Origin of the sequence: Arenibacterium halophilum (assembly GCF_005938225.1) — a bacterium.
In the GTDB taxonomy this organism is placed as follows: Bacteria; Pseudomonadota; Alphaproteobacteria; order Rhodobacterales; family Rhodobacteraceae; genus Arenibacterium; species Arenibacterium halophilum.
On the sequence record NZ_VCPC01000003.1, the window covers coordinates 75844 to 101852 of the forward strand.

At 65.6% G+C, this 26009-nt stretch carries 28 protein-coding genes; 13 read left to right on the forward strand and 15 right to left on the reverse strand.

Going from position 1 to position 26009, the window contains the following annotated elements; all coding sequences use genetic code 11:
* Positions 1-6: 6 nt before the first annotated feature.
* Positions 7-363: a hypothetical protein gene (locus FGK64_RS13595; RefSeq protein WP_138864387.1), complete on the forward strand. Its 357-nt coding sequence runs from the start codon at positions 7-9 to the stop codon at positions 361-363.
* Between the two features lie 120 nt (positions 364-483).
* Positions 484-720, forward strand: coding sequence for a hypothetical protein (locus FGK64_RS13600; RefSeq protein WP_138864388.1), 237 nt, complete (start codon positions 484-486; stop codon positions 718-720).
* Between the two features lie 23 nt (positions 721-743).
* Here the strand turns inward: FGK64_RS13600 and FGK64_RS13605 are convergent, their stop codons facing one another.
* Entirely contained in the window at positions 744-1394 is a 651-nt protein-coding gene (locus tag FGK64_RS13605) for a carbonic anhydrase (protein WP_138864389.1), read from the reverse strand.
* 153 nt (positions 1395-1547) lie between these two features.
* Between FGK64_RS13605 and FGK64_RS13610 the strand changes: the two genes are divergently transcribed.
* The 3 genes from FGK64_RS13610 (at position 1548) to FGK64_RS13620 (ending at position 4218) form a co-directional block, all read left to right on the forward strand.
* Complete coding sequence (locus FGK64_RS13610) at positions 1548-1928, forward strand: hypothetical protein (RefSeq protein WP_342773954.1); 381 nt, start codon at positions 1548-1550, stop codon at positions 1926-1928.
* Positions 1929-1993: 65 nt separating this feature from the next.
* Positions 1994-3370, forward strand: a complete 1377-nt coding sequence (locus FGK64_RS13615; protein WP_138864390.1) for a leucyl aminopeptidase family protein — start codon at positions 1994-1996, stop codon at positions 3368-3370.
* Complete coding sequence (locus FGK64_RS13620) at positions 3367-4218, forward strand: C40 family peptidase (protein ID WP_138864391.1); 852 nt, start codon at positions 3367-3369, stop codon at positions 4216-4218. The genes FGK64_RS13615 and FGK64_RS13620 overlap by 4 nt, the downstream gene beginning before the upstream one ends.
* Before the next feature lie 3 nt (positions 4219-4221).
* Here FGK64_RS13620 and FGK64_RS13625 read toward each other — a convergent pair whose 3' ends face one another.
* The 3 genes from FGK64_RS13625 to paaZ are packed head-to-tail and all read right to left on the reverse strand — an operon-like array spanning position 4222 to position 7431.
* Positions 4222-4560: a DUF2794 domain-containing protein gene (locus tag FGK64_RS13625; protein WP_138864392.1), complete on the reverse strand. Its 339-nt coding sequence runs from the start codon at positions 4558-4560 to the stop codon at positions 4222-4224.
* A 30-nt stretch (positions 4561-4590) separates the two neighbouring features.
* Positions 4591-5394 (reverse strand): PaaX family transcriptional regulator C-terminal domain-containing protein, encoded by an 804-nt coding sequence (locus tag FGK64_RS13630; protein ID WP_171054079.1) that lies wholly within the window; start codon positions 5392-5394, stop codon positions 4591-4593.
* 18 nt (positions 5395-5412) lie between these two features.
* Positions 5413-7431, reverse strand: a complete 2019-nt coding sequence (paaZ, locus tag FGK64_RS13635) for a phenylacetic acid degradation bifunctional protein PaaZ (protein WP_138864394.1) — start codon at positions 7429-7431, stop codon at positions 5413-5415.
* A gap of 135 nt (positions 7432-7566) precedes the next feature.
* Here paaZ and paaI point away from each other — a divergent pair, with 135 nt between their 5' ends.
* From paaI to FGK64_RS13655, 4 genes are read left to right on the forward strand one after another with little or no spacing between them, the layout of a single operon-like run.
* Positions 7567-7998: a hydroxyphenylacetyl-CoA thioesterase PaaI gene (paaI, locus tag FGK64_RS13640; protein WP_138864395.1), complete on the forward strand. Its 432-nt coding sequence runs from the start codon at positions 7567-7569 to the stop codon at positions 7996-7998.
* Positions 7995-9188 carry a 3-oxoadipyl-CoA thiolase gene (gene pcaF / locus FGK64_RS13645; RefSeq protein ID WP_138864396.1) on the forward strand — a complete coding sequence of 398 codons (1194 nt, stop codon included), beginning with the start codon at positions 7995-7997 and terminating at the stop codon, positions 9186-9188. Before paaI ends, pcaF begins: the two co-directional genes overlap by 4 nt.
* Entirely contained in the window at positions 9188-10498 is a 1311-nt protein-coding gene (gene paaK, locus FGK64_RS13650) for a phenylacetate--CoA ligase PaaK (protein ID WP_138864397.1), read from the forward strand. The genes pcaF and paaK overlap by 1 nt, the downstream gene beginning before the upstream one ends.
* Complete coding sequence (locus tag FGK64_RS13655) at positions 10498-11079, forward strand: TetR/AcrR family transcriptional regulator (protein ID WP_138864398.1); 582 nt, start codon at positions 10498-10500, stop codon at positions 11077-11079. The genes paaK and FGK64_RS13655 overlap by 1 nt, the downstream gene beginning before the upstream one ends.
* A gap of 195 nt (positions 11080-11274) precedes the next feature.
* Here the strand turns inward: FGK64_RS13655 and FGK64_RS13660 are convergent, their stop codons facing one another.
* From FGK64_RS13660 to FGK64_RS13685, 6 genes are all read right to left on the reverse strand, one after another.
* Positions 11275-12048 carry an aldolase/citrate lyase family protein gene (locus FGK64_RS13660; protein WP_138864399.1) on the reverse strand — a complete coding sequence of 258 codons (774 nt, stop codon included), beginning with the start codon at positions 12046-12048 and terminating at the stop codon, positions 11275-11277.
* Between the two features lie 20 nt (positions 12049-12068).
* Positions 12069-12929 carry a fumarylacetoacetate hydrolase family protein gene (locus tag FGK64_RS13665; RefSeq protein ID WP_138864400.1) on the reverse strand — a complete coding sequence of 287 codons (861 nt, stop codon included), beginning with the start codon at positions 12927-12929 and terminating at the stop codon, positions 12069-12071.
* Entirely contained in the window at positions 12926-14332 is a 1407-nt protein-coding gene (locus FGK64_RS13670; protein WP_138864401.1) for a pyridoxal phosphate-dependent decarboxylase family protein, read from the reverse strand. The genes FGK64_RS13665 and FGK64_RS13670 overlap by 4 nt, the downstream gene beginning before the upstream one ends.
* Before the next feature lie 91 nt (positions 14333-14423).
* A complete protein-coding gene (hpaD, locus tag FGK64_RS13675) occupies positions 14424-15404 on the reverse strand; it encodes a 3,4-dihydroxyphenylacetate 2,3-dioxygenase (protein WP_138864402.1) in 981 nt (326 codons plus the stop codon).
* Positions 15405-15439: 35 nt separating this feature from the next.
* Complete coding sequence (hpaE, locus tag FGK64_RS13680; protein ID WP_138864403.1) at positions 15440-16951, reverse strand: 5-carboxymethyl-2-hydroxymuconate semialdehyde dehydrogenase; 1512 nt, start codon at positions 16949-16951, stop codon at positions 15440-15442.
* Positions 16948-17340, reverse strand: coding sequence for a 5-carboxymethyl-2-hydroxymuconate Delta-isomerase (locus FGK64_RS13685; RefSeq protein ID WP_138864404.1), 393 nt, complete (start codon positions 17338-17340; stop codon positions 16948-16950). Before FGK64_RS13685 ends, hpaE begins: the two co-directional genes overlap by 4 nt.
* A 112-nt stretch (positions 17341-17452) precedes the next feature.
* Between FGK64_RS13685 and hpaR the strand changes: the two genes are divergently transcribed.
* The 3 genes from hpaR to FGK64_RS13700 all read left to right on the forward strand — a co-directional run bounded on the left by hpaR (position 17453) and on the right by FGK64_RS13700 (position 19616).
* Positions 17453-17893, forward strand: coding sequence for a homoprotocatechuate degradation operon regulator HpaR (gene hpaR, locus FGK64_RS13690; RefSeq protein ID WP_138864405.1), 441 nt, complete (start codon positions 17453-17455; stop codon positions 17891-17893).
* A gap of 141 nt (positions 17894-18034) precedes the next feature.
* Positions 18035-19189: a lytic murein transglycosylase gene (locus FGK64_RS13695; protein ID WP_138864406.1), complete on the forward strand. Its 1155-nt coding sequence runs from the start codon at positions 18035-18037 to the stop codon at positions 19187-19189.
* 19 nt (positions 19190-19208) lie between these two features.
* Positions 19209-19616, forward strand: coding sequence for a (R)-mandelonitrile lyase (locus tag FGK64_RS13700; RefSeq protein ID WP_138864407.1), 408 nt, complete (start codon positions 19209-19211; stop codon positions 19614-19616).
* A gap of 3 nt (positions 19617-19619) precedes the next feature.
* Here FGK64_RS13700 and FGK64_RS13705 read toward each other — a convergent pair whose 3' ends face one another.
* Together FGK64_RS13705 and FGK64_RS13710 are read right to left on the reverse strand one after the other, a co-directional pair.
* A complete protein-coding gene (locus tag FGK64_RS13705; protein WP_246057767.1) occupies positions 19620-20771 on the reverse strand; it encodes an NADH:flavin oxidoreductase/NADH oxidase in 1152 nt (383 codons plus the stop codon).
* An 82-nt stretch (positions 20772-20853) separates the two neighbouring features.
* Positions 20854-21894 (reverse strand): OmpA family protein, encoded by a 1041-nt coding sequence (locus FGK64_RS13710; protein ID WP_246057768.1) that lies wholly within the window; start codon positions 21892-21894, stop codon positions 20854-20856.
* Positions 21895-22111: 217 nt separating this feature from the next.
* On the opposite strand from FGK64_RS13710, the gene FGK64_RS13715 reads away from it, so the two are divergent.
* A complete protein-coding gene (locus FGK64_RS13715; protein WP_342773955.1) occupies positions 22112-23584 on the forward strand; it encodes a caspase family protein in 1473 nt (490 codons plus the stop codon).
* 6 nt (positions 23585-23590) lie between these two features.
* Here the strand turns inward: FGK64_RS13715 and FGK64_RS13720 are convergent, their stop codons facing one another.
* From FGK64_RS13720 to FGK64_RS13730, 3 genes are read right to left on the reverse strand one after another with little or no spacing between them, the layout of a single operon-like run.
* Positions 23591-25171 carry a hypothetical protein gene (locus FGK64_RS13720; RefSeq protein ID WP_138864410.1) on the reverse strand — a complete coding sequence of 527 codons (1581 nt, stop codon included), beginning with the start codon at positions 25169-25171 and terminating at the stop codon, positions 23591-23593.
* A complete protein-coding gene (locus FGK64_RS13725) occupies positions 25168-25575 on the reverse strand; it encodes an ExbD/TolR family protein (protein ID WP_138864411.1) in 408 nt (135 codons plus the stop codon). The genes FGK64_RS13720 and FGK64_RS13725 overlap by 4 nt, the downstream gene beginning before the upstream one ends.
* On the reverse strand, positions 25572-25994 hold the full coding sequence (locus FGK64_RS13730) for an ExbD/TolR family protein (RefSeq protein ID WP_138864412.1): 423 nt from the start codon (positions 25992-25994) through the stop codon (positions 25572-25574). The genes FGK64_RS13725 and FGK64_RS13730 overlap by 4 nt, the downstream gene beginning before the upstream one ends.
* Positions 25995-26009: the final 15 nt, after the last annotated feature.

The window sequence follows — 26009 nt, forward strand, 5'->3', positions numbered from 1 at the left end:
GTTCCCATGAAATATTTGACTATTGCAACTTTCGCCCTGGCCACTGCATTTTCCGCACATGCCGCAGCTGCACAGGAAAAACCGCGCATCCTGACCAAGATGCCGGGCCTGTGCGACGTGACTGTCGACGAGCTCAAGAAATGGGCCGCAGTGACAAATTCCAACGCCGCTTTCGCCATCCCGACAAGCAAGACGCCAACCTCCTGCGGCGATCCAAACGCGCGGCAGATAAAGGCGGGCGTGTCGAACAACGCCGCGACCAAGGAAGAGGCGATCAAAGCCGCGCTGGCCGTCTGCAATCAGTCCAAAGATGCGGATCTGGGTAACTGTGTTGTGATTGGAACCGCGCGTCCCAGCGAATGACACACCCTGACTCCTGATGTGGAAGGGCGCTGCGAGCGCCCTTTTGCATTTCCGTTAAGGTCGGATTCACTTCTGCGAGTCACAGTCGCCCGGACATGGTTTCCACAGCACCGAGGCATCATGGAAGAACTACATTTCAAGTGTCCCGCCTTCCTTGCCCAGCGGTTTTGGCTGCTGTGTGCTGAACGTGACGAAACGCCGGGCGCTGTATTGCGCGAATTCATGATCAGGGAAATATCGCAGGCGGATGCCGGATTCGAGTTCGACCTCAAGGAAGTGACCGGCTCTGATCCCTGGTCGGTGCGGCAGGGGCGGCGGATGCCGAAATCCGTGCCGCCCGCTACCGCTCCGAAGTAGCGGGCCGCCGAAATAACGGGCCGTCAGACCACGTCGAACTTGCCGGTCTCCGGATCAAAACACTGCAAGCCGCCTTCGCCAATGTCGGTCCACAGCCCGTGCAGGCTCAGGCTGTTGTCGTCCACGGCTTCGCGGACAAAGGGGAACGTCATCAGGTTTTCGAGCGAGGCGACGACGGCGTGGCGTTCCAACTGGCGCAATTGCTCGGTTTCTTCCGCAATATCAGCAACCAGATCGTATTTGGGGCGCAGGATGTCCATCCAGCGACCGACAAAACTCTCCTTGACCTCTAGCTGAGGCGCTTTGCCCTTGCACATGTCGGCGCAGCCCTGAACGCCACCGCATTGTGAATGGCCCAGAACGATCAGATGCGCGACTTTCAGCACCGTCACCGCGTATTCCACGGCAGCGCTGGTGCCGTGGTGATCGCCGTCGGGTTCATAGGGTGGCACGAGGTTGGCGATGTTGCGGTGAATAAAGAATTCGCCTTGGTCTGCCCCGAAGATCGAGGTGACATGCACCCGGCTGTCGCAGCAGGAAATCACCATGGCGCGGGGGCGCTGGCCCTCGGTCGCCAGGCGGCGATACCATGTGCGGTTCTCGGAATAGGTGGTTGCCTTCCATCCATGATAGCGCTGGACGAGATAGCTTGGCAAAGGTTTCGCGAATTCCACGGCTGGCCCTTCCTGATGACTGACTAGACTGGCAGATAGCGCAGATTATTACCAATTTTAAGGTATTAAAGCACGAGCACTCAACCTTTTGACAACGAGACCTGGTGCAAGTTGGTCCAAGGCCGGGGGCGTCTTGGGGTCAGGGGACCGACGTTGGCGAAAGTATATGAACTTGTACAGTATGAAATGGCCCGGGTGGATCCCGGTCGGCTGGATGGACTTTATGGCCAGCTAGAGTCGCATTTGGCGGACCGTGTTGTCAGTCGCACTGTCGAAGAGGTGGCCGCGCGCCTCGCGCAGTGCGAACGTCTTTGGCAACAGGAACACTGGGGCGAGCTGCGCAAAAGCGCCAGATCCCTGATCGCCATATCCGATCAGCTGGGGCTGGTGTCCATCGCGAAGGTTGCTGCCGACGTGACCCGGACGATTGACGCTTGCGATCTGGCTGCGGTCGGGGCCACGCTGTGGCGCTTGCTGCGGATCGGCGAACAATCGCTGTCGGCAATGCCCTTGCAACCCGAACTCTCGGGCTGAGGGGGCTTGAATGGCCGGGCCACCTGACCATAGCTTGCGGGGATCAGAACCCAAGCGAGTAGCCCATGCCTTTTGCCTTTGCCGATACTGCCGAAAACGCCATCCCATTGCATGTGATCGAAACCGCCGCGCTGGATGACTGGTGTGTGGATCAGACCGAAACGGTGGTGAACTGGGTCCGGCTGAACGGCTTTACCGGCAAGCTGGGCAGCGCGCTTCTGGTTCCCGGTGAAACGGGGCCGATAGCGGTGGTCGGTTACGGCGATGCGGACGCTCGCGCGCGCGGACGTTATGCGCTGGCCGGCGCGGTCAAGAAACTGCCGGAAGGCACTTATGACATCGTCTGGGGCTTGCCCGAACACCTGCTTGAAACCGAATGCCTGGGCTGGCTGTTGGCGGGCTACAGGTTCGACCGCTACAACAAGAAGAAAGACCGCGATGTGCGCCTTGTTGCCCCCGCCGGGGTGGATGCCGACCGCGTTCGCATCATCGCCGAGGCAGAAACCCTGCTGCGCGATCTTGTAAACACGCCGACATCCGACATGGGCCCCGATGCCCTGGAAGCGGCGGCGCGGGACCTGGCCGAGAAACACGGCGCGGCGTTTTCCTCGGTCGTGGGAGACGATCTGCTCGACAAGAATTTCCCCATGATCCACGCGGTTGGCCGTGCCTCGGCCACGCCGCCGCGGCTGATTGAATTCACATGGGGCAGCGATGGGCCGCTGCTGACGCTGGTGGGCAAGGGCGTGTGTTTCGACACCGGCGGGCTGGACCTGAAAGGCGCGTCCAACATGCTGCTGATGAAAAAGGACATGGGCGGCGCGGCCAATGTGCTGGGGCTGGCGCATATGATCATGGCGTTGAAACTGCGGCTGCGGCTGCGGGTGCTGATCCCGGCGGTGGAAAACTCGGTCGCGGGCAATGCCTTCCGCCCCGGTGATATCCTGACCTCGCGCAAGGGGCTGACCGTTGAAATCAACAATACCGATGCCGAGGGCCGGCTGGTCCTCGCCGATGCGCTGGCGCTCGCGGCCGAGGATGAACCCGAGCTGGTGATTTCCATGGCGACACTGACGGGCGCGGCGCGGGTGGCGCTGGGGTCCGATATCGCGCCGTTCTTTACCGATGACGATGCCGGTGCCGACACCCTGTCGCGCGCGGCGCGCGAGATCGACGATCCGGTCTGGCGGATGCCGTTTCACACGCCCTATGAATCAAAGATCGAGCCGGGAATCGCGAACCTCGATAACGCGCCCTCGGGTGGCTTTGCCGGGGCGATCACCGCAGCGCTGTTCCTGCGCCGCTTTGCGGGCGAAGGGCGCTATATGCATTTCGACATCTACAGCTGGTCGTCGTTCAACCTGCCCGCGCGGCCCAAGGGCGGGTGTGGTCAGGGCATTAGGGCGCTGCTGCAGGCCATGCCCGACCTGCTGGCGAAGTGAGCGCCGCCCCGACCGACCGGCGGCTGCTGGCTTGTAACCCCCGCGTGGCGCACAGCAGCCTGCGCGGCCAAGTGCAGACTGCGCGGTTCAGCGATGGCACGCTGCAATCCGTTGCCGTGCCTGTCACGCCGATCCTGTCGGGACCGGGTGGCGCGCGCGACCGCGAGATGGTTCTGGGCGAGACGTTTTGCGTGTTGGAAGACCGGGAAGGTTACAGCTTTGGCCTGCGTCCGTCAGATGGATATGTCGGCCATGTGCCCAGCGCCGATCTGGGCGCGGCGGTGCAGCCAAGCCATCGTATTGCCGCGCCGCGCAGCTATGCCAAGCCCACCGCCGATCTGAAAACGACCGAGCCGATCACCCATTTGCCCTTTGGCGCCCGCGTGCAGGTGGCCGCGCAGCTGGGCGATTGGGCGCGGATCGAGGTGCGCGGGCAGCCACTTTTCATGCCCGCCTGTCACTTGGCACCCGTGGACACCCTTGAGCTTGACCCGGTCGAGGTGGCCGCCCGGTTTCTGGGCACGCCCTACCTTTGGGGCGGCAACTCGGCCTTCGGGATCGACTGTTCCGGGCTGGTGCAGGCCGCGTTCCACGCCTGCGGCCGGGACTGCCCCGGCGACAGCGACCTGCAAGAAGCCGCTTTGGGGGCGCCTTTGCCGCAGGGCACGCCGCCAGAACGGGGCGATTTGCTGTTCTGGAAGGGGCACGTCGCGTTGGTGTCGTCGCCCGATACGATCCTGCACGCGAACGCGCATTCGATGAACGTGGCCTACGAGCCTCTGGCGGGCGCCATCGCGCGGATCGACACTAGCGGCGGCGGGCCGGTCACTGCGCACATTCGCCCCTAGCGGTCAGTCGACGGCGCGGATCAGCTTGCGTTCCAGCACCCGCAGCACGGATTTCAGCTCGTGCCCGCGTTTCAGGATCTGCCCGTCCATACCCACGACCGCATACATCCCCTGCCGCAGGCGCAGGCGGGGGTGTTTCTCGATCCGGTAAAGCGGGTTTTCGGCGGTGCGGCGAAAGACGGAAAACACCGCCGAGTCGCGCAGGCAGGAAATGCCATAGTCGCGCCATTCGCCAGCGGCCACCATGCGGCCGTATAGTCCCAGGATGTCCTGAAGCTCGCGCCGGTCAAAGGCCACCTGGGCCGATGTGCCCGGAAACGGGCTGGGCTGATGCACTGTCATACCTTAGATTTGCGTCTTTCCCGGCGCAAATCAAGCGCCATCGGTGCTGCGGAACCGTTGCGCGACATCGCCGCTTGGGCCGGGCATGGCGGGCAGCCCGTCGGCGCTGCTGTCCAGCCATGCCTCGGCAGGGGCGGCAAGGCGGGCATAGGCCTGCGCCACACGCGCACGTGCATCGGGCAGGGGCGTACCTTGGGGCAGGATCTCGGGCGGGTATTCGGGATAGCGCAGAACGATGCGCCGCCAGCGGTGGATCAGCAGCATCCGCGCCGCTGCCGCGCCCAATGGGTCGGGCTCGGGCGCCCGGGCAAGGCTGTCGAGGTCACGCTCCAATGCCAGCAGCGCCGCGTGGTGCGCCTCCGAGATCAGTCCCGCCCGCCACTCCGGCGTCAACGACTCCAGCGCCCCAACCACGGATAGCGCGGCCTCGGGGGCAGGGCCGTCCGCCGGTGTCAACGCGATCTGCGCCGCACCGCCAAGCTGTGGCACCACTGACAGGCGCCAAAGATCAACGGCCCCTGCGCGGGGTGGGGCGTAGATGCGCGTGGTGGCGGGGCCGAATTTCTCCAGCCCTTCGGGCGTCAGCCGGTACAGGCTGAGCCGCCCCTGCCGGGTCGAGCTGACCCAGCCATCTTGCCCCAACCGCGACAGCGCGGTCCGCAGCGTGCCCTGTTCGACCCCGATTCGCCCCATCAGCAGCTTCAGCCGCGCGGTCGAAATCTCGCCTCCGCGATGCTGCACAAGGTCGCCGAAGGCGGTGATGACCAGCGACCACAGGCGCAGACGGCCTTCGCCGTGCAGCGCCGTGACAAGGGGGGCAATCGGATCACTCATGCCCGCAGGCTGCCCCATTCAGCGGTCGTAAGAAACCATTGTCAGCAATTCATATTGCGCAACCTGATCGCCGTCCTGGTTGGTGAGCGTCACGTTCCAAGCGACCTCGCCATAGGTGTCGGTGCGCCGCGTCTTGCGCGCGCAGGTCAGGCGGCAGCGGATGGAATCGCCGGGGCTGACGGGTTTCTGGAACGACAGCCCGTTCAGCCCGGTATTGGCCAGTACGGGGCCGGGATCGGGCTGCACGAACAGGCCGGCTGCAAAGGACAGCAGCAGGTAGCCATGCGCCACGCGTCCCGGGAAGAAGGGGTTCGCGCGGGCCGCGTCCTCGTCCATGTGGGCATAGAAGGTGTCGCCGGTGAAATGGGCGAAATGCTCGATATCGTCGAGCGTGACGGTGCGCGGCTTAGTCTCCAGCGACTCGCCGATGGCGATTTCGGTGAAGGTGCGCTGGAACGGGTGCGCGGGGCCGGTGCTGGTGGGCGCGCCGGGCATCCACTGGCCGGTGATCGCGGCGATCACCTCGGGGCTGCCCTGGATGGCGGTGCGCTGCATGTAGTGCAGCACGCCACGCACGCCGCCCAGTTCCTCGCCGCCACCTGCGCGACCGGGGCCGCCGTGCACCATGTGCGGCATCGGGGCGCCGTGGCCAGTGGCCGATTTGGCGTTGGCCCCGCCCACGATATACAGCCGCCCGTGCCATGCGGCGCTGGCCAAGGTCACCTGCCGCGCCACATCGGCATCTGCCGTCACCAGCGAGGCGACAAGCGAGCCGCCGCCGCGATTGGCCAGCCGCGTCGCATGGGCCAGATCGCGATAGGGCATCAGGGTCGACACGGGGCCGAACGCCTCCATCTGGTGCAGGGCGGTGGCGGCATCCGGGTCGTCGCATTGCAGCAGGGTTGGGGCAAGATAGGCGCCCGCCGGGTTCGCGCCGGTGTCTTCCGGATCGCCCGTCAGGCGGCGGGTTTCCGGGGTAAAGGCGGCGAGCTTTTCCAGAACGTCAGCCTTCTGGCTGGCCGAGGCCAGCGCGCCCATGCGTGTCGACTCGTCACTCGGGTCGCCCACCTTGACGCCGGACAGCCGCGCCAACAGCGCCTCGGCCACGTCACTCATGGCCGATTGCGGCACCAGAATACGGCGGATCGCGGTGCATTTCTGCCCGGCCTTGGTGGTGATCTCGTTGCTGACTTCCTTGATGAAGGCGTCGAATTCCGGCGTGCCTGCGCTGGCATCCGGGCCAAGGATCGTAGCGTTCAGGCTGTCCTGTTCCGAATGGAACCGGACCGAGTTGCGCATCAGGTTGACGTTGCCGCGCAGCTGCAGCGCGGTATCGGCCGAGCCGGTAAAGCTGACGACATCCTGCGCGCCAAGATGGTCCAGCATATCGCCCACGCCCCCCACGACCAGCTGCACCGCACCTTCGGGCAGCAGGCCCGACTCGATCATCATGCGAAAGCATGCCTCGGTCAGATAGCAGGTTTGGGTGGCCGGTTTCACGATGGCAGGCATCCCGGCCAGCAGGGTGGGCGCCAGTTTCTCCAGCATCCCCCAGACCGGGAAGTTGAAGGCGTTGATATGCACCGCGACGCCCTGCAAGGGAACGCAGATGTGCTGCCCGACGAAGGACCCGTCGCGCGACAGCCCCTCGGGCGCGCCATCGACATAGACCTGACCGTCGGGCATCTCGCGCCGGCCCTTGCCCGCGATCACCGCCAGCGTACCTATGCCGCCTTCTATGTCCACAGCACCGTCGCGCCGGGTGGCCCCGGTCAGCGTGTTCAGCGCATACAGCTCTTCCTTGCGTTCAGTCAGGTAGCCTGCCAGCGCCTTCAGCATCCGCGCCCGGTCGTGAAAGCCCATCTCGCGCAGCGCCGGCCCGCCGGTGTTGCGCGCCCAGTCCAGCATCGCCTGCACGTCCAGCGCGGCACCGCCTGCAACAGCGATCTGGCTGCCGTCATTTGGCCCGTGAATGGCGCGCGCCGCGTCGCCCGGCGCGATCCAGGTGCCTGCGGCGTAGCTTTCCGGTTTCAGCATGGCTCTCTCTCCCATTTGTCAGCGGCGCGTCTGGCCAGCGAGGCGCACAATGGGCCGGGCGCGGGCGGAAATCAACACTCTTGACCGCGCGGTCGGTTCTATGCAGTCTGCGCCCAACGGCAAGGGGGAGGCCAGATGACACCGCAGGAACGCGCCGAGAAAAGCGCAAAGGCCATGTGGTCGACCGATTCGGCCTCGAAATGGCTGGGCGCGCGCATTGATGCGGTTGGCCCCGGCACTGCCACCCTGTCGATGCAGGTGGCAGAGCATCACCTGAACGGGCATCGCATCTGTCACGGCGGCTATATCTTTACGCTGGCCGACAGCGCCTTTGCCTTTGCCTGCAACAGCTACAACCAGGTGACCGTGGCGCAGGAAAATTCGATCACCTTTCTTGCGCCGGGCCAGCCGGGCGAGCGCCTGACCGCCACGGCCGTGGAATCCGCGCGCACCGGGCGCTCGGGCGTGTATGACGTTACCGTAACGGGCGAGGACGGGCGCAAGGTTGCGCTGTTCCGGGGCCTGTCACGCACCATCAAGGGCCAGAACTTCGAGGAGACCCCATGACCATCGCTTATCTCTGTGACGGGCTGCGCACGCCCATTGGCCGCTACGGCGGCACCCTGTCCTCGGTTCGTCCCGACGATCTGCTGGCCGGTGTGATCCGCGACCTGATGGCGCGTCACGAGGGCCTGAAGGTCGACGAAGTGCTGGCTGGTTGCGCGAACCAGGCGGGCGAAGACAACCGCAACGTGGCCCGCATGGCCGCGCTGCTGGGCGGCCTGGGCGAAGACGTGCCCGGCGCCACCATCAACCGGCTGTGCGGTTCGGGGCTGGATGCCGTCGGGTCCGCCGCGCGCGCGATCCGCACGGGCGAGGCCGAGGTGGTCATTGCCTGTGGCGTCGAAAGCATGAGCCGTGCGCCGCTGGTGATGCCCAAGGCCGACAGCGCCTTTTCCCGCAAGGCCGAGATTTACGACACCACCATCGGCTGGCGCTTCGTGAACCGCGCCATGCACAAGCAGTTCGGCACGGAATCGATGCCCGAGACCGGCGAAAACGTCGCCGCCGATTTCGACATCAGCCGCGAGGCGCAGGACGCCTTCGCCCTGCGGTCGCAGGAACGCGCCGCTGCCGCCATCGCCTCGGGCCGGATGGCGCAGGAAATAACCCCGGTGTCGATCCGCCAGCGCAAGGGCGATCCGATCATCTTCGACACCGACGAGCACCCCCGCGCCACGACGCTTGAAAAGCTGGCGAAACTGCCGACGCCCTTCCGCGAAGGCGGCACCGTGACGGCAGGCAACGCCAGCGGCGTGAACGACGGTGCGGCGGCGGTCATCATCGCCTCGGAAGCGGCGGTTGAAAAATACGGCCTGACGCCGCGCGTCAAGGTCTCGGGCATGGCGACGGCCGGCGTGCCGCCTCGGATCATGGGCATCGGCCCGGCACCCGCGACCGAAAAGCTGATGGCGATGCACGGCCTAAGCATCGGCGACGTCGACCTGATCGAGCTGAACGAGGCCTTCGCCTCGCAGGGGTTGGCGGTTATGCGCCAGCTGGGCCTGGCCGACGATGCCGCCCACGTAAACCCCAATGGCGGCGCCATCGCTCTGGGCCACCCGCTGGGCATGTCGGGCACGCGTCTTGCGCTGACCGCCTCGCAGACCATGATGAACGAAGGCATGAAACGCGCCATCTGCACCATGTGCATTGGCGTGGGCCAGGGCATCGCGGTGTTGCTGGAAGCGGTCTGATGCAGGATCTCACGCCGTCCCGCGACAGTCTTGACCCGATCGAGATCGCCAGCCGCGACGAGATCGCCGCGCTTCAGCTGGACCGGCTGAAGTGGTCGCTGCGCCACGCCTATGACAACGTCGCCCATTACCGGGCGGCGTTCGACGCGGCGGGCGTGCATCCCGACGATGTGACCTCGCTGGCAGATCTGGCGAAGTTTCCCTTCTCGGTGAAGCAGGATTTGCGAAACAACTACCCCTTCGGGATGTTCGCAATCCCGCGGGGCGACGTGAAACGCATCCATGCGTCCTCGGGCACCACGGGGCAGCCGACGGTGGTCGGCTACTCCGAAAAAGACCTTGCCACCTGGGGCAGCGTCGTGGCACGCAGCCTGCGCGCGGCCGGGATGCGCCCCGGCGACATGCTGCACAACGCCTATGGCTATGGGCTGTTCACCGGGGGCCTGGGCATCCACCTGGGCGCCGATGCGCTGGGCCTGTCGACGGTCCCGGTTTCGGGCGGGATGACCCAGCGCCAGGTCCGCCTGATCGAGGATTTCCGCCCCAAGGGCATCACCGTCACGCCGTCCTATGCCCTGTCGGTTCTGGATGAATACGCGGCCCAGGGGCTCGACCCGCGCAAATCGCCGCTTCAGGTCGGCGTGTTCGGCGCCGAACCCTGGACCAACGCGATGCGGAAGGAAATCGAGGATGCCTTCGACATGCACGCCGTCGACATCTACGGCCTGTCCGAAATCATGGGCCCGGGCGTGTCGATGGAATGCGTCGAAACCAAGGACGGGCTGCACATCTGGGAGGACCATTTCTATCCCGAGGTGATCGACCCGGACACCGGAGAGGTTCTGCCCGATGGCGAGCTGGGCGAGCTGGTGTTCACCTCTCTCACCAAAGAGGCGTTTCCGATCATCCGGTACCGCACCCGCGATCTGACCCGGCTTTTGCCGGGCACCGCCCGGTCGATGCGGCGGATGGAAAAGGTGACAGGCCGCAGCGATGACATGATCATCCTGCGCGGAGTCAACGTCTTCCCGACCCAGATCGAGGAACAGCTGATGACGGTCGCGGGGCTTGCGCCGCATTTCCAGATCGAGCTGGGCCGCGAGGGCCGGATGGACACGCTGACCGTGCTGGCCGAGGCGAGTGTTGCCGCTGCCGAGGCCGCCGCGCGCACCGTCGCGGCAAGTGAGCTGTCCGCCAAGGTCAAGGACGCCATCGGCGTGTCGATCCGCGTCACCGTGGCCGATCCGGGCGGCGTGGCCCGCAGCCAGGGCAAGGCGGTCCGCATCGTCGACAACCGCCCCAAAAACTGATGCCGCGCGGCGTTGCACGCGACCACGACGACAAGCGCGCCGCCCTGCGGAAAGGGGCGGCTGCACATTTTGCGCGGCTTGGATACGATCGCGCCTCGATGACTGGCGCTGCGAAGGAATGCGGCGTGTCGAAGGCGCTGCTGTATCACTACTACCCAAGCAAGGAGTCGCTGTTCTACGACATCCTCGATGCGCATTTCCGCGAGTTGGTCGAAGCGGCCAGCGAAGCCCGCGATCACGGCCTGCCGGGGCTGGTCCGCGCGATCCTTGAAGCCTATGCCGATGCAGATGCGGAACATAAGTTGCAGATCGACGCGCTGCACACCCTGCCGCCCGAGATGCAGGCACCGCTGATCGCGCAACAACGCCAGCTGGTCGCGATGATGTCCGACGCCCTGCGCGCCGAGCGTCCCGACCTTGATGCCGACACGCTGCGCGCGTTGACGATGTCCGTTTTCGGTATGCTGAACTGGGTCTATATGTGGCACCGCCCCGGTAAGGGCCTGAGCCGCGAGGACTACGCCGCGCTAGCCGCGGACTTCATTCGCTCGGGCCTTTCCGGTCTGCCAGGCGACGCTTGATCGTTCCAGAAATGCTGGAGGGATGGGGCTCTGCCCGCCGCCAGCGGGAGGCGACAATAGAAAGGAAACGGGGGCTCTGCCCCCGTCCCTGCGGGACTCCCCCGGGATATTTGGCCCCAAAGACATGGTGAGTCCCTCGTTTTCTTTGGGGTTCAAATATCCCCGCCGGAGGCATCGCGCAGAGCGCGATTCATGTCAGGCGCCGGGTTTCCATTTCTGCAAAAGACGCCGCGCGTTACCGGCGAGGATGCCAACGTCGGTGCCAACGGCCACAAAACGGGCGCCCTGATCGATGTAGCGTTGCGTCGGTGTGTCGGTGACGGCGAGGATCCCGGGTGCCTTGTCGGCGGCCGCAATCTTTGCCAGCGCGTCGCGGATCGTTTCCTGCACCTCGGGCGCTTCGGCATTGCCGGCGAACCCCATGTCGGTCGAAAGATCCGCCGGGCCGATAAACACCCCGTCCACCCCGTCGGTGGCCAGGATATCATCCAGCGCGGCGATCCCCTTGACGCTTTCCACCTGCAAGAGCAGGCAGATTTCCGCATCCGCCGTTTGGATGTAATCCGTGACCTGCGAAAATCTTGTCGCGCGGCCAAGCCCGGCACCAACGCCGCGCACCCCGTTCGGTGGATAGCGGCAGGCACGCACCAGCTCTGCCGCCTGCTCGGCGCTGTCCACCATCGGGATCAGCAGCGTCTGCGCGCCCGCGTCCAGCGCCTGTTTCACCATCCAGGTTTCGCCAACGGGCAGGCGCACTACCGGTTCGGAATCGCTTGTTGCCAGCGCGGTCAGCTGTTCACGGATCGAGCGCAGATCGTTTGGTGCATGTTCGCCGTCGATCACCAGCCAGTCGAAACCTGCCGTGCCCATCAGTTCGGCCGCATAGCCATCGGCCAGCGCCAGCCAGCAGCCGATCAGCGTGTCACCGGCCAGCAGGCGGCGTTTGAAGGTATTCACGGGGGCAGCCATTGCGGCTCCTTTCAGGTTAATCAGATTTCGTCGGCAACAGGGTTGCGCAGGGTGCCGATGCCCTCGGCGCTTACCTCAACCGTATCGCCGGGGGTCAGGTATTGCGGCGGTTCCATGCGTGCGCCTGCGCCCGTCGGTGTGCCAGTCACGATGATATCGCCCGGCACCAGCGTCGTGAAGGTCGAGATATAGGCGATTTGCCGCGCCACCGTAAAGATCATGCGCCCGGTGCGATCCTGCTGCCGTATCTCGCCGTTTACCCGCGCTTCCAGCGCGACATCCGTGATCTGCGCGGCATGGGTGAAGGGCACGATCCACGGCCCCATGGCGCCCGACGCGTCAAAGTTCTTGCCTTGCGTCACGTTGAACTTGGCATGGCGCACCCAGTCGCGCAGCGTGCCTTCATTGCACAGCGTCAATGCGGCGATGTGGCCCAAGGCTTCGGCTTCGGGGATATGGCGCCCACCTTTGCCGATCACTACGGCGATTTCTCCTTCATAGTCCAACTGCTCCGACGCGCGGGGCCGGATCAGTGGCTGCTCGTGCCCGGTGAAGGACCGCGGAAACCGCACGAAGAGAGAGGGGTTCGGCGGCGCCTCCTGCCCGTCCTTGTATTCGGCATTGCGGTCCGGGAAATTGACCCCCACGCAGATGATCTTCTCGGGTGCCGGGATCGGGATCTCCCATGTGAAGCTGCCGTTGGCATGGCTGTCAGGTTGCCCCTGCGCCGCTTGCGCCAAGTCGTGCAACCCGTCATCCGTGATCACTTCGCGCAGCGTCGGCCATTTGGGAAAGCGTGGCGACAGCGCGATGAACCCGGTGTCGGTGACCGCGCCATACATCTGTTTTCCCGATGCGCGAACCGTTGCAAACCGGCTCATTGCGTTGCCCTCGCGATTTCGGTGATCACGTCATAGGCCATCATCACATCCTCGCGGGTTGCGTCGAACTGGCCGGCCTGAAAGCGGATCACCAGATCGCCGTCAACCCGCGTCTGCGTCAGGTAGATCCGTCCGTCATCGTTGATCGCATTGACCAGCGCCAGGTTCACCGCGTCCAGGTCGCCCCTGCCGGTATAGCGGAAGGTGAACAGCGACCACATCGGCGCGGTCACGATCTCGAAATCCGGCTCGGCCGCCAGCCTGTCATGCAATTCACGCGACCAGTCGATGTGGTTACGGAGCCGCTGGCGCAACGCCTCCAGCCCATAGGCGCGCAGCACGAACCACAGCTTCAGCGCCCGAAACCGGCGGCCCAGTGGCACTGACCACTCGGAATAGTTGATGATCCCGTCGGCGCCGTGGGTCTTGAGGTATTCCGGGCTGATCGCCAGCGTTTTCACAAGGCTGTCGGGGTCGCGCAGGAAATGCGCGGAACAGTCGAACTGCACCCCCAGCCACTTGTGCGGGTTGAACACGATGCTGTCGGCGGCTTCGACCCCCTCCCACATGTGGCGATACTCGGGGCAGATCATGGCCGAGCCGGACCAGGCCGCATCGACATGGGTGTAAAGCCCGTATTTCCGCGCCACCGCAAGGCAGGCCGCAACCGGATCGGTCGCGCCTGTACCGGTGCCACCAACACAGAGGATTACCCCGGCAGGGACCAATCCCGCATCCAGATCCGCCTTGATCGCGCGCTCCAGCGCCTCGGGATCCATCCCGCGCCAGTCACCTGCAATCGGCACGCGCACAAGGTTTTCGGCGCCGATGCCGGAAATCCAGATCGCCCGGTCGATCGAGGTATGCACCTCGGTGCTGGAGTACACCCGCAATTGCGGCCCCCCGGCCAGCCCACGCGCATTGCCCGCCCAATCCAGCGCGCGTTCACGCACCGTCAGCACGGCGGCCAATGTGGCCGAAGAGGCGCTGTCCTGGATCACGCCCTGAAACGGTTCCGGCAGCCCGAGGGCCTGGCGCAGCCAGTCCATCATCCGGGTTTCCATCTCGGTCGCGGCGGGCGAGGTCTGCCACAACATGCACTGCGGCGCGAGCGCGCTGGCCAGGAACTCGGCCAGAACCGAGGCTGGCGCCGCGTTGGATGCGAAATAGGCAAAGAAACGCGGATGCTGCCAATGGGTGATCCCCGGCATCACGATTTGCTCGAAATCCTGAAACACCTGTTCCAGCGGTTCCGCCATCTCCGGCGGCGCACCGGGCAACGCGTTCAGCACCTCTCCGGGCGCGACCTGCGCCCGCACCGGACGCTCGCCCACGGTGCGGTGATAGTCTGCGGCCCACTCTGACACCCGCGCGCCCCATTCGGGGAAATCATCCCATTTCATCCTGTCGCTCCGCTTCTCATTCTTTGGGCCCCAAATATCCCGGGGGAATCCGGCGCAGCCGGGTGGGGGCAGAGCCCCCTCTGCCCTCTCCTCAGGGTGCCACGATCGGTTGTGCCTTCAACAGCGCCTCTTGCGGCGCAACGCCGGCAAAGACCGAACCTTCCTCGAACCAGCTGCGCGGGGCAGGTGCGCCCCACAGGGTCTGGCGCTGGGGGTCGGTCAGCGACCAGCGGATCGGCTCCATATCCGGATCCACTGTCTGGTAGTCGGAACAGTAGATCTCGATCCGGTGCCCGTCGGGGTCGCGCACATAGAGGAAAAAGGCGTTCGAGATACCGTGCCGCCCCGGCCCGCGTTCGATATTGGTGACATAGCCGGTGGTCGCCATCAGGTCGAGCAGGTCGATGATGTTCAGCGGGGTCGGCACCCAGAACGCCGTGTGGTGCAGGCGCGGGCCGGTGCCATTGGTAAAGGCCACGTCATGCACGCCGCCCTTGCGGTGCATCCACGCCGCCCACAGCTTTCCGCTCTCGTCATCCTCGGTGTATTCCGTCACCCGGAACCCGATGTCGCCGTAGAAGGCCACCGCCGCATCCACGTCCGGCACGAACATGTTGAAATGGTCGATCCGCAGCGGCTTCACGCCCTTGTACAGCTTGTATTGCTGGTGGATCGGGGCGAGCCGGTCCATCTTGACGTAGAATTCCAGCGGAATGCCCATCGGGTCGGCGGTGCGCAGGGTGCGGCCCATGTGCGGCCGTTCGACCCAGGCCACCGGCAATCCGCGCGCGGCAAACCACTCGGCGGCCGTGTCCAGTGCGGCGTCGTCCCACAGCTTGAACCCCAGCACCCGCACATCCGGCGTTTCCGCCTTGGCCAGCACCACGCAGTGATGCCCGCGCTCCTCCATCGCGCGCAGGTAGATGCGGCTGTCATCCTCGTAACTCACCTGCAGGCCCAGCGTATCGACCCAGAAGGCACGCGAGGCCGCCAGATCGCGCACGCCGTATTCGACGTGGCTCAGGCGGACGATGTTGAACGGCGGGTACAGGTTCGGGGCGGGCACCGGCATGTCTTGGCTCCTCTCCAATCAGCGGTCAGCGTGGCTCAGGCGCCAAGCCGGGGGATATTATGCGCACCGGTGGCAAAGCCGATGTGCTTGGTTTCCATGTAGAAATCGAACGACCAGTCGCCGCCGTCGCGGCCGATGCCGCTGGCCTTGACCCCGCCAAAAGGTGTCGGCAGGTGGCGCACGTTTTCCGAGTTCACCCAGATCATCCCGGCCTCCAGCGCATCGGTGAACCGCATGGCGCGGGTGATGTCATTGGTCCAGACATAGGCTGTCAGCCCATAGGGCGTGTCGTTGGCGATGCGCAGCGCCTCGGATTCATCACTGAACCGGATCGCGGTCAGCACGGGGCCAAAGATCTCTTCCTGCGCGATTGTCATGTCGTTGGTCGCGCCGGTGAACAGGGTTGGCGCCACGAACCAGCCTTGATCGCCCACCCGCTCGCCCCCGGCGGCGATGGTCGCGCCATCGGCCCTGGCCGTGTCGAAATAGGAGGTCACCTTGTCAAAGTGCGTCTTGTGGATCAGCGGGCCGATTTCGGTCGCCGGGTCCAGCGGGTGGCCCACGCGAATATTGCGCACCCGCGCGGCCAGTTTCCCAAGGAAGTCATCGGCGATGCTGTCCTGCACCAGCAGGCGCGAGGACGAGGTGCAGCGTTCGCCGTTCAGTGAATAGATCATGAAGATCGCGGCATCCAACGCGCGGTCCAGATCGGCGTCGTCAAAAACAACCACGGGATTTTTGCCGCCCAGTTCGAAATGAACACGCTTCAGCGTGTCGGCCCCCTGTTTCATGATCATCGAGCCGGTCTTTGACTCGCCGACAAAGGCGATCGCCCGGATCGCGGGGTGTTCGGTGAGCGCGCGCCCGGCCTCTTCTCCCATCCCGTTGACAAGGTTCCACACCCCCGGCGGCAGCCCGGCGTCATGGGCGATTTCGGCCAGGATACGGGCGGTGAGGGGTGAAAACTCGGCCGGTTTGTGCACCACGGTACAGCCCGAGGCGAGTGCCGGGGCAATCTTCCACGTCGACAGCATGAAAGGCGTGTTCCACGGTGTGATCACGCCAACCGGGCCGATCGGTGTGCGCGTGGTGACATTCATCAACGTGGCCGACGGCAGCATCTGCCCATCGCGCGCGCCCGGCGCCCGGTCCGCGAAAAAACGGAAATTCTCGGCACCGCGCAGCGCGGCCTTTTGCATGAAGCGGATCGCCTGCCCGGTGTCCCAGCATTCGCACAGCGCGATTTCCTCGGCCCGCGCCACGATTCCATCGGCGATGCGGTGCAGGATCTTCTTGCGCTCGGCGCCGGGCATGTCGCGCCACGCCGGGAAGGCGCGGGCGGCGGCCTTTGCGGCGGCGTCCACGTCGGCGGACCCGCCGCGCGCCACGGAACAGATCACGCTTTCATCCACCGGAGAGGTGGTTTCAAACGTCGCCCCCGATTGGGCGGGTACGGTTTCACCGTCGATCAGGTTCAGGATGCCGGTGTCGCGAAACCGGGCAAGGTGGGTATCCAGCGTGGCAAGCGAGGCGGTCAGGTCGGTCATGTGTCAGGATCCGTCAGATGGTCACGAATGGTGCCCGTCTTGGGCGAAAGCTCGGGGTCGATGTCGCGCACTTCCAGCGAGAGCGCGATGGGATGGCGCGCCAAGGCGGGCGCAAGAAAGTTCTGCGCCGCCTCGAACAGCGTGGCGGCGGCGGCCTTGCGGGTGGCCAGATCGCGCCCGCCGCGCAGCCGCAGCGAGATATCGACAAAGCCATGCGCCGGGTTGCCATCGGCGATCGAGACATGGTCGGCCCGATGCGCGCGCACCCGAACCCCGGCCATGGGCAGCACCCCGGTCGCAATCGCGGCGCGGCGCAGATGGTCGCACAGGGCGGCCATATCGCTGCGCTCTTCCATATTGGCCGAATATTCGAGTATGATGTGCGGCACCGTTCCCCCTCCGGGCGCGAGTTTGTTAACTTGTGTAGCAAATCCGTCCGCCGTGTCAACCTCTCCTGCGGGCCGTGCGCGGCTTGCGGCCCAGTGTACAGCAAAGACGGCCATGCCCCCACGCCTGTTATCGACCGACCGTTCGCTGCCCATTGCCCTGCTACGGGCGCGCGAGAGGGTGATGGCGCCGATCCGGCTGATGCTGATGGACGTGGGGCTGACCGAACAGCAATGGCGCGTTCTGCGGGTGCTGGACGAATCCGGCGCGATGGAGCCGACGCGCATCGCCGATACCGCCTGCCTGCTGCTGCCCAGCCTGACGCGGATCCTGCAAAAGCTCGAGGAAAAGGGGCTGGTCGACCGCAAGCCCGATACCGAGGACCGCCGCCGCCAGATCGTCTCGATCTCGGATGCCGGATCGGCGCTGATCGAGGCGAACCTGGAAGCCAACCATGCGGTTTTGCTGGATATTCGTGCCCGCATGGGGGGCGAGCGATACGATCAATTGCTGGATCTGCTGAACGAGCTGGACAAGACCGCCGCGCCCGACTGACCGCCCGACTGACACCCTGACCGGAATTCCGCCCAGCCCGCGCGGCTGCCCTTGCATGGGGGCGGGCGGACCTGCGACACTGGCGGCAGAGGCAGTAGAACACCCGCAGCCAAAGGCGCGGGCAACGAATAGGCGGGGCAGATGGTTATTTTGACGAAACGGGCATTTCTGGGCGGCGCGGCCTGTGCCGCGCTGGCAGGATGCGGCGGCGGAGCCGGGCAGATCGGCGCGCCGGGTGTGGGCGGGGGCTCAACCTATCGGCCGACGCAGAACGCGGGGTTCGACAGCTGGCTGGCCGGATTTCGGCAGCGCGCGGCATCCAGTGGCATATCCGACTCGACCATCTCGCGCGCGTTTCGCGGCGCGGGGTATCTGCCTGACGTGGTGGAACGCGACCGAAACCAGACTGAATTCAAGCGCAGTCTTGAAGATTATCTTGCCATCGCGGCCTCGGACGAACGCGTTTCCAAGGGGCGGGCGGCATTGGCCCGCCATGGCAACGTGCTGTCGCGAATCGAATCGCAATACGGCGTGCCCGCGCATGTCGTGACCGCCGTCTGGGGGCTGGAAAGTTACTACGGAGAGCGGCGCGGCGATGTGCCGGTGATTTCCGCGCTGGCGACGCTGGCCTATGATGGGCGGCGCGGCAGCTTCTTTGAAAGCCAGCTGATCGCGGCGCTGCGCATCCTGGAAAACGGCGACATCACGCCCGAGAGGATGACCGGCAGTTGGGCCGGGGCGATGGGGCACACCCAGTTCATCCCCACGTCCTACCTGTCCTATGCGGTGGATTTCACCGGCGACGGCCGCCGCGACATCTGGAGCGACGATCCGACCGACGCCCTCGCCTCGACCGCGGCCTATCTGAACCGCGCGGGCTGGGTCCGGGGGCAGCCCTGGGGCGGAGAGGTTGGCAGCGCGGCGGCGAACTCGGGTACGCCGTCCGAGATTTTGCAGCCGCAGGTGCCGGGGCCGCAATTCGCCGTGTTCCGCAACTTTCAGGTCATCAAGCGCTACAACAACTCGAATTCCTACGCGCTGGGCGTCGGGCACCTGTCGGACCGGATCGCCGGGGCCGGGCCGCTGAAGGGCCAGTTCGGGCCGGATGCGAACGGGCTGACACTGGCCGACCGCAAGCGGTTGCAACAGCGGCTGACGGCGGCAGGGTTCGATACCGAAGGCGCCGATGGGGTGATCGGGCCGAAATCGGAAAGCGCGATCCGAGCGTACCAGCGGCAGAACGGTCTGCCGGAAACCGGGCAGCCTTCGCCCGGCTTGCTGGCGCGGTTGGGATAATTCCAAGGGAGTTCAGGATATGGAAATCACCAAGGCAGGCAGCCGGCCCACGCGCCGCGCGCCCGACAGCTATTTCACCGGCACCGTCTGGCAAGACGTGATTGCCGACGCGCCCGAACCGGCCCGCCTGCGCGCCCTGCGCGTGACGTTCGAGCCGGGCGCGCGCACCGCGTGGCATACGCACCCCTTCGGCCAGACGTTGCACGTGGAATCGGGCGTTGGGTTGATCGCGAAACGGGGCGAGGCGCCGCAAGTGATCCGCCCGGGCGATTCGATATGGATTCCCGCCGGGGTGGAGCATTGGCACGGGGCAGGGCCCGACACCGGCATGGTGCATCTGGCCCTGCAAGAGGCGGAAAACGGCAAGACGGCGGATTGGCTGGAACACGTCAGCGACGCGGATTATGCCCTGACGCCCGCCGGTTAGCCTCTATTCGGCGGCGCGGGCGGCCTGAATACTGGGCTCGCGCCGTTTCAACCACCAGCCATAGGCATCGGGCCAGTCGTCAAAGCTGTTCACGCCCATTTCATAGGCCTGATGACGCGGCCAGAACGGATCGAACAGTGCCTGCCGCCCCACGGCGATCAGATCGGCCTGCCCGGCCTGCAAGGCGGCCTCGGCTTGCGGCCCGTCAAGGATCATCCCGACGCCCTGCGTTGCCAGCCCGGTGCCCTCGCGGATCGCCCGCGCATACTCAAGCTGATAGCCCGGCTGGATGGTGCCGCCCCGGCTGACCTTGGTCGCGCCCCCGATGCCGCTGGAGGAACAATCAATCACATCCACGCCCAGCGGCTTCAGCGCGCGGCCCAGCGCGATGCTGTCCTCGATGGTCCAACCGCCTTCGGCCCCGTCGACCGAAGACAGGCGCACGAACAGCGGCTTGCTGTCCGGCCAGGTAGTGCGCAGGGCGGTCACGATCTCAAGCACGATCCGCATCCGGTTCTTCAGCGACCCGCCATAGGCATCCTGCCGCGCGTTCGACAGAGGCGACAGGAAGGAATGCAGCAAATAGCCATGCGCGGCGTGCAACTCGATGAAATCGACGCCCAGCTCGTCGGCGCGGCGGGCGGCATCGGCAAAGGCCGTCGCCAGTGCGGAAATCTCATCCGTCGTGAGCTCCTCCGGCATCAGCCAGCCGTCGGCCACGGGCTGTGCGCTGGGCGCCTTGATCGGCCAGGGCATATCGCCCCGGTCAAAATCGTCCTGCGCCAGCGGGCCGTTTCCGTACCAAGGCCGCTGCATCGAGGCTTTGCGCCCGGCATGACCCAGCTGGATGCCGAACCGCGCCCCGCGCGCCTGCACGAACTGAACCAGCGGGCGAAAGGCATCGCGATGGGCGTCCGACCACAGGCCAAGGTCGCCATGGGTGATCCGGCCCTCGGGGACCACGGCGGCAGCCTCGGTCATGATCGCGCCAAAGCCGCCGTTCGCCATGCCGCCGAGATGCACCAGATGCCAGTCGTTCGCGATACCGTCCTGTGCCGCATACTGGCACATGGGCGACAGCATGATCCGGTTGGGAAAGGTCACATCCCGCAGGCGCAGGGGTGAAAACAGCATGGTGTCTTGGGCGGTGGTCACTTGGGCGGTCCTTTCGGGTGTGTTTGACGCGGAAACGGCCCGGAGCGTTGTGCCCGGGCCGTAACGGTGGTGCGTAAAGCGCCTAGTTCAAGACGGTGAATTCGATCCGACGGTTGCGCGCCTTGTTCTCGCGCGTGTCGTTGGGGCGCACGGGTCTGGATTCGCCATAGCCCACCGCGCGCATCCGCGCCGCGGGGATGCCCTTGGCGCGCAGGTAGTCGCCCACCGCCGCCGCGCGGCGCTCGCTCAGGCTCTGGTTCGCCTGGTCGCTGCCGTCGCTGTCGGTGTGGCCACCGATCTCGATCGACAGGTCGGGGCACCGGTTCACGATGTCATAAAGGTTGTCGAGCAGCGGCGTGCTGTCAGACGACAGACGGGCACTGGCCGGGGCAAAGTTGATATTGCCGGTGCGAGACAGGATTTCAAACCGCCCGACACAGGCCTCGCGGTCCATCACGCCCTTGGTCTCCAGCGCGGCAGACCCCGGGGTCACCGCCGCCTGCACCACCGAGGCATCGGGGGGCGTACCCGGGGCGGAGCGGTCGAACACGAAATCAAAGCTGACGATCCCCAGCGGTACGATGGTCACATTCGCCGCCTCCTGCAGCTTTTCGCGCCCACCTTCGAGGTTGAAATCCGACAGCTTCAGCGCGATGGGCGTGGTCGAAGACACGTTGACGCGGTCATTGCTCATCAGGGTAACGGCGACATCGGCGGTGTTTTCATAGGTCACGCCATGCAGGTTCAGCGTATAGCCAAGGCGCACCATCTTGCGGCGCGTCGAATGCAGGTCGCGCAGGTCATCCGGGTTCAGATCAACCGTGATTGTCGCTTCGGGGTTGTTGAAAGTTTCGAAAAACAGAAAGCGCATCCGCACATTGCGCAGGTCGATCGTGGTGTCGACCGAATCCAGCAGCACCCGGATCTGCGCCTTGCCGCTGTCAGTAATCAGTCCCGACAGCGTGGCAAAGCGGCTGGTTTCGGCCAGATCGCCCTTTTTGATCGACAGGAACCGCAGATCGCTTGCTTCTGTGTCGAGCGTCCAGCCATGTTCGAACGGATCGACGGTCTGTGCCTGCGCACCCCCAACAGCGCCCCACAGGGCAAGGGTTGCAACAAGCATTAGGCGGGCGGTGAATGAGGCAAAGCGTGGCATGGGCGACCCTATCCGGTGATCTGGCGGTTTCAGATGGCTGACATTAGGAATTCTATAAACTACTGTCTGCAAAATGTCGGATATGACCCCGAATTGCCAGCGTTGCGTTGCGTGTGCCAAAGTCTTGTCGCAGTTATGCGTCATGGAATGCGCCAATCCGGGTTAACCAAGGCAGGATGATCCTTTGCAAAAGCTTTTTGCCCTTTTGATGTCGGCTCTGTTGTTGGGGGCAGCACTGGCCCCGGCCCATGCGGAAACGCGCATCGCGTTGGTGGTGGGCAATTCGGGCTATGGAACCGTGTCGCCGCTGGACAACCCGTCGCGCGATGCCCGGCTGATCGCCGAGACGATCGAGGGGCTGGGGTTCGAGGTGACGTTGCTGCTGGATGCCACGCAGGTCGACATGAAACGCGGGATCGCCCAGTTCGGCCGCGCCCTGCGCGACGCCGGACCCGAGGCGACAGGGCTGTTCTACTATGCGGGTCACGGGGTTCAGTCGTTTGGCGCCAACTACCTGCTGCCTGTCGATATTTCGCTTTCTGATGCCGCTGATCTTGATCTCGTCGCGGTTGAGGCGCAGTCGGTTCTGCGCCAGATGGCCTCGGCCCGGAACCGCGCCAATATCGTGATCCTCGATGCCTGCCGGAATAACCCGTTTTCCGACATCCCGGCGTTCAACGACAATGGTCTGGCCGAGATGAAGGCGCCCACGGGCACGTTTCTGGCCTATGCCACCGCGCCGGGGGCCGTGGCGCTGGACGGGCTGACCGAAAACAGCCCCTTTACGCAATCGCTGGCGCGGTTGCTGCCGACCCCGGGGATGCCGATCGAACAGATGTTCAAGCAGGTGCGTGTTGATGTTCTGGAAACCACGCGCGGGTTGCAAACCCCTTGGGACAGTTCGTCGCTGACCAGCAATTTCACCTTTGCCCAGGCGCAGGTGCAATCGCCCCGCGATCTCGAGGCCGAACAATTCTGGCGCTCGGTCAAGGAATCGCGCGATGCCCTGCAGATCATGCTGTTCCTGCGCGGCTATGGCGATAGCGCCTATGCCGCCGATGCCAAGGCCCTGCTGGCCGAGGTGATGGAGCAGGAGTTGGCCGGGAATGCGCCCGCGCGCAGCCAGCCCGCGCAACAGGGCCCCTCGGCCGAGGAACAGGCGATGTTCGAGGCGGCGCAGGCCGAACCGTCGCAGGCGGCTTATGAAGGCTATCTGCAAAGCTATCCGCGCGGGGTGTTTGCCGAATTCGCCCAGCAGGAACTGGCCGCGCTGCGTGAAAAGGCCGGCCACGATCCGGCGGGCCCGGGCGGCCCCAGCGGTCCGGCACCGCAAACAGCCGAGGCTGAGCCCGAAATGCCCGTAGGCCCGGTGACATTCGAGACGCCACTTGTGTCGGAACAGTCGCTGGTGTCGGGCCGCACCATCGCCGAGCTGATCGGCGCAACGCCACTTTACCCCCCGATCGAGGGCCTGCCCGAGGCCTATTGGAAGGATCAATCCTGTTCCAACTGCCACGAATGGACGCGGGACCGGATTTGCACCCAGGCCAACACCTATCTCAGCCTGAACATGCAACGTTCGCTGGACAAGGCGCACCCGTTTGGCGGCGCGCTGAAACGCCAGCTGAAGGCATGGGCGGCCGGCGGGTGCCAATAATTCGACCTATCCCTCGCTTGTGCTGACGAAGAAATAGACCCATTCGCCCTTGAACTCCGGGTCCGCTGCGCGCGCCGCCCGCACCCGGCTGCGCAGCCAGTCCAGGTAGGGCGCGGCGGGTTCGACCATGGGCCGCAACACATCATACAGCGGTGCCGAAGCGGCGAAGGCCACCGCGATTTCCTGCCCATAGGGCGGTCCCACCAGCAGCGTCAGACCGACGTCGCGCTCTTCCCGCGCGCCGACGCGATAGTTGGCCTTGGGTGCCAGCTCGGCCAGCGGCACCTGCGGGTTCGGCGCAAGGTGGATCACGTTTCCGCCGGCATCGAAGAAATCGACATAGACGTAGGCCGGGTAATCCGGCCCGGTGATGTCGAACCACAGCCTGTCATCGCGCACGAAATCCAGCGCGCGGGCGTGGGTACCTTCGCCGATCAGCAGCGGATTGGTCGTTTGATCCGTCGATTGCGGCAACCCGACCGAAGCAATGCCCGACAGCGCCCCGCATTGCGGGCGCGGCAGCAGGCGCAGGCTGTCGGATACAGCGATGTCGGGGCCCATCTGCGCCTGAAGCGCCGCCAGAACGGGCGCGCGCAACCCATCCTCAGGGATGTGACCCTTGAGCTGGAGCGTGGTGGTTTCGGGGTCGAACGACACCTGAAGCCGGGAACAGGGCACGGCGGCCAGCAGTGCAGCCACCCCGTCGCGCAGCGGATCGCCCTGTGCGGTGGCCTCGCCCGGCTGCATGAACGCCTGGAACGCGGCCAGCGAAACCGGATCCACGTCACCGTCTGCCCCGGCAAAGGCCAGCTGCGCGGTGACGCGCGCGCCCTGCGGTGTGGCGGCCTCGCTGCGGGTGTGATCGGGGTCGGCAGCGATGGCCGGGTTTGACGCCACAGGTGCGTTGGGCAGAGCGGCCGGTTGCGGCGTCGCGGGTTGTGCAACCGCCGCCGGAGCCTCGGCCAGCGGGGCGGTATGGGCAGAGGGCTGCAACGCCGCGGCGGCAATGGGCCGGGCGGTTTGCGATTGTGCCGGTTCCGCGCGGGGTTGTGCAGGCAAAACCGCGGATGGCTGCGCGACACCTGCCATGGCGACCTGGGCCGACGGCGGCGCATCGGTCAGGGAGCTGGCCGTGAGAGCCGACGCCGCAATCGGGGCAGACATAGGTGCCGCCAGCGACGCGCGCTCGGACGCGGGGGTGCTTGCCTGCGCTTGTGAGGGCGAGGCACTGGCAGGGGCAATTGTGCTAAGGGTGGGCGTAGCAGCGGGTGCCGTCTGCGTCGGGGCGTCTGTCGCGACGGCGGTATCTGTCGGGGGCGCAACCGCGTCAGCACGCGAGGTTGAAACGGCACCAGCGGGGATCGTCGCGCCGTCCGCGTCGCTTTCGCGGGCGATGCCTTGCCGCGGTTCGGCCTGCTGCGCGGACTCGCGTTGCAAGGCCATCGCCTGCATATCAAGGCGCGAGGTCGGCGCAGGTTGCACCGGCACAGGATCCGGCGTCAGCGCGGCCAGAAGCACCCCCGCACCGGCCACATGCACAAGGGCCGAAGCGCCAAAGCCAACCGCCCAGCGCGCAGCGCGGGTCACGGCTTGCCCTCGGGCGTGACGACCAGAACAATATCGCGCGTGCCCAGCGCCTCGGCCCGGGCGACCAAAGGCAGGACGTTGCGCAACTCGGCATCGCGATGGGCGTTCACGCGCAGCCTCAGATCACCCGCATCTGCCAATCGCTGCGCCAGCGCCTGTTCGAACCCTGTGGCATCCGTCGCCACCCCGTCAAATGCCAGCGAGCCATCCGCCCCGACGGCCAGCGTCACGCCGCCCGAGGGCATATCTGCGCCGGTTGTGGCCACGGGAGGCGCGACGTCGAATGGGGCAGTGGCGTCCATCCGGCCGATCAGCATGAAGAAGACCAGCAGGAAGAATACCACGTCGATCAACGCGATGATGGTTTCCGAATGCTGCGCGCGGGTGGGGCGGGCCAGTTTCATGGCTGCGCCTCCAGCCGGATCACCTGAAGCTGCTGGATCCCTGCACCTGTGGCCGCGTCCATCACGGAAATCAGCGCCTGCGTCCGCGCCGCGCCCGAGGGCAGGATCAGCACGCGCAGGTCAGGGGCGTCGGCCAGCCGCGCGCGGAGGTCGGCGGTCAGATCGGCCATCGCCACCGGCCGCCCCGAGACGACCGGATCGCCGCCTGCGCCAAGGCGGATCATCACCGTTTCGCCTGCCGTCGCGGGGCCAGCGGTGGCGCTGTTCTGCTGCTGCACCGCCGGGATCATGTCGAGATTCAGATAGGTCGAGGTGACCATGAAGAACACCAGCAGGATCAGCATCACGTCGATCATCGGCACCAGCGAAATCAACGGGCCAGCGCGGGCGGGGCGGGTCAGGGCAACCGGTTTGGCCATCTCAGCGCCTTTCGG

What these genes read in the sequence shown, in the direction of transcription:
- FGK64_RS13595 (WP_138864387.1), top strand. Translation starts at nt 7, where the DNA reads ATGAAATATTTGACTATTGCAACTTTCGCCCTGGCCACTGCATTTTCC.
- FGK64_RS13600 (WP_138864388.1), top strand. Translation starts at nt 484, where the DNA reads ATGGAAGAACTACATTTCAAGTGTCCCGCCTTCCTTGCCCAGCGGTTT.
- FGK64_RS13615 (WP_138864390.1), top strand. Translation starts at nt 1,994, where the DNA reads ATGCCTTTTGCCTTTGCCGATACTGCCGAAAACGCCATCCCATTGCAT.
- FGK64_RS13625 (WP_138864392.1), bottom strand. Translation starts at nt 4,560, where the DNA reads ATGACAGTGCATCAGCCCAGCCCGTTTCCGGGCACATCGGCCCAGGTG.
- FGK64_RS13630 (WP_171054079.1), bottom strand. Translation starts at nt 5,394, where the DNA reads ATGAGTGATCCGATTGCCCCCCTTGTCACGGCGCTGCACGGCGAAGGC.
- paaZ (WP_138864394.1), bottom strand. Translation starts at nt 7,431, where the DNA reads ATGCTGAAACCGGAAAGCTACGCCGCAGGCACCTGGATCGCGCCGGGC.
- paaI (WP_138864395.1), top strand. Translation starts at nt 7,567, where the DNA reads ATGACACCGCAGGAACGCGCCGAGAAAAGCGCAAAGGCCATGTGGTCG.
- pcaF (WP_138864396.1), top strand. Translation starts at nt 7,995, where the DNA reads ATGACCATCGCTTATCTCTGTGACGGGCTGCGCACGCCCATTGGCCGC.
- paaK (WP_138864397.1), top strand. Translation starts at nt 9,188, where the DNA reads ATGCAGGATCTCACGCCGTCCCGCGACAGTCTTGACCCGATCGAGATC.
- FGK64_RS13655 (WP_138864398.1), top strand. Translation starts at nt 10,498, where the DNA reads ATGCCGCGCGGCGTTGCACGCGACCACGACGACAAGCGCGCCGCCCTG.
- FGK64_RS13660 (WP_138864399.1), bottom strand. Translation starts at nt 12,048, where the DNA reads ATGGCTGCCCCCGTGAATACCTTCAAACGCCGCCTGCTGGCCGGTGAC.
- FGK64_RS13665 (WP_138864400.1), bottom strand. Translation starts at nt 12,929, where the DNA reads ATGAGCCGGTTTGCAACGGTTCGCGCATCGGGAAAACAGATGTATGGC.
- FGK64_RS13670 (WP_138864401.1), bottom strand. Translation starts at nt 14,332, where the DNA reads ATGAAATGGGATGATTTCCCCGAATGGGGCGCGCGGGTGTCAGAGTGG.
- hpaD (WP_138864402.1), bottom strand. Translation starts at nt 15,404, where the DNA reads ATGCCGGTGCCCGCCCCGAACCTGTACCCGCCGTTCAACATCGTCCGC.
- hpaE (WP_138864403.1), bottom strand. Translation starts at nt 16,951, where the DNA reads ATGACCGACCTGACCGCCTCGCTTGCCACGCTGGATACCCACCTTGCC.
- hpaR (WP_138864405.1), top strand. Translation starts at nt 17,453, where the DNA reads ATGCCCCCACGCCTGTTATCGACCGACCGTTCGCTGCCCATTGCCCTG.
- FGK64_RS13695 (WP_138864406.1), top strand. Translation starts at nt 18,035, where the DNA reads ATGGTTATTTTGACGAAACGGGCATTTCTGGGCGGCGCGGCCTGTGCC.
- FGK64_RS13700 (WP_138864407.1), top strand. Translation starts at nt 19,209, where the DNA reads ATGGAAATCACCAAGGCAGGCAGCCGGCCCACGCGCCGCGCGCCCGAC.
- FGK64_RS13710 (WP_246057768.1), bottom strand. Translation starts at nt 21,894, where the DNA reads ATGCTTGTTGCAACCCTTGCCCTGTGGGGCGCTGTTGGGGGTGCGCAG.
- FGK64_RS13725 (WP_138864411.1), bottom strand. Translation starts at nt 25,575, where the DNA reads ATGAAACTGGCCCGCCCCACCCGCGCGCAGCATTCGGAAACCATCATC.
- FGK64_RS13730 (WP_138864412.1), bottom strand. Translation starts at nt 25,994, where the DNA reads ATGGCCAAACCGGTTGCCCTGACCCGCCCCGCCCGCGCTGGCCCGTTG.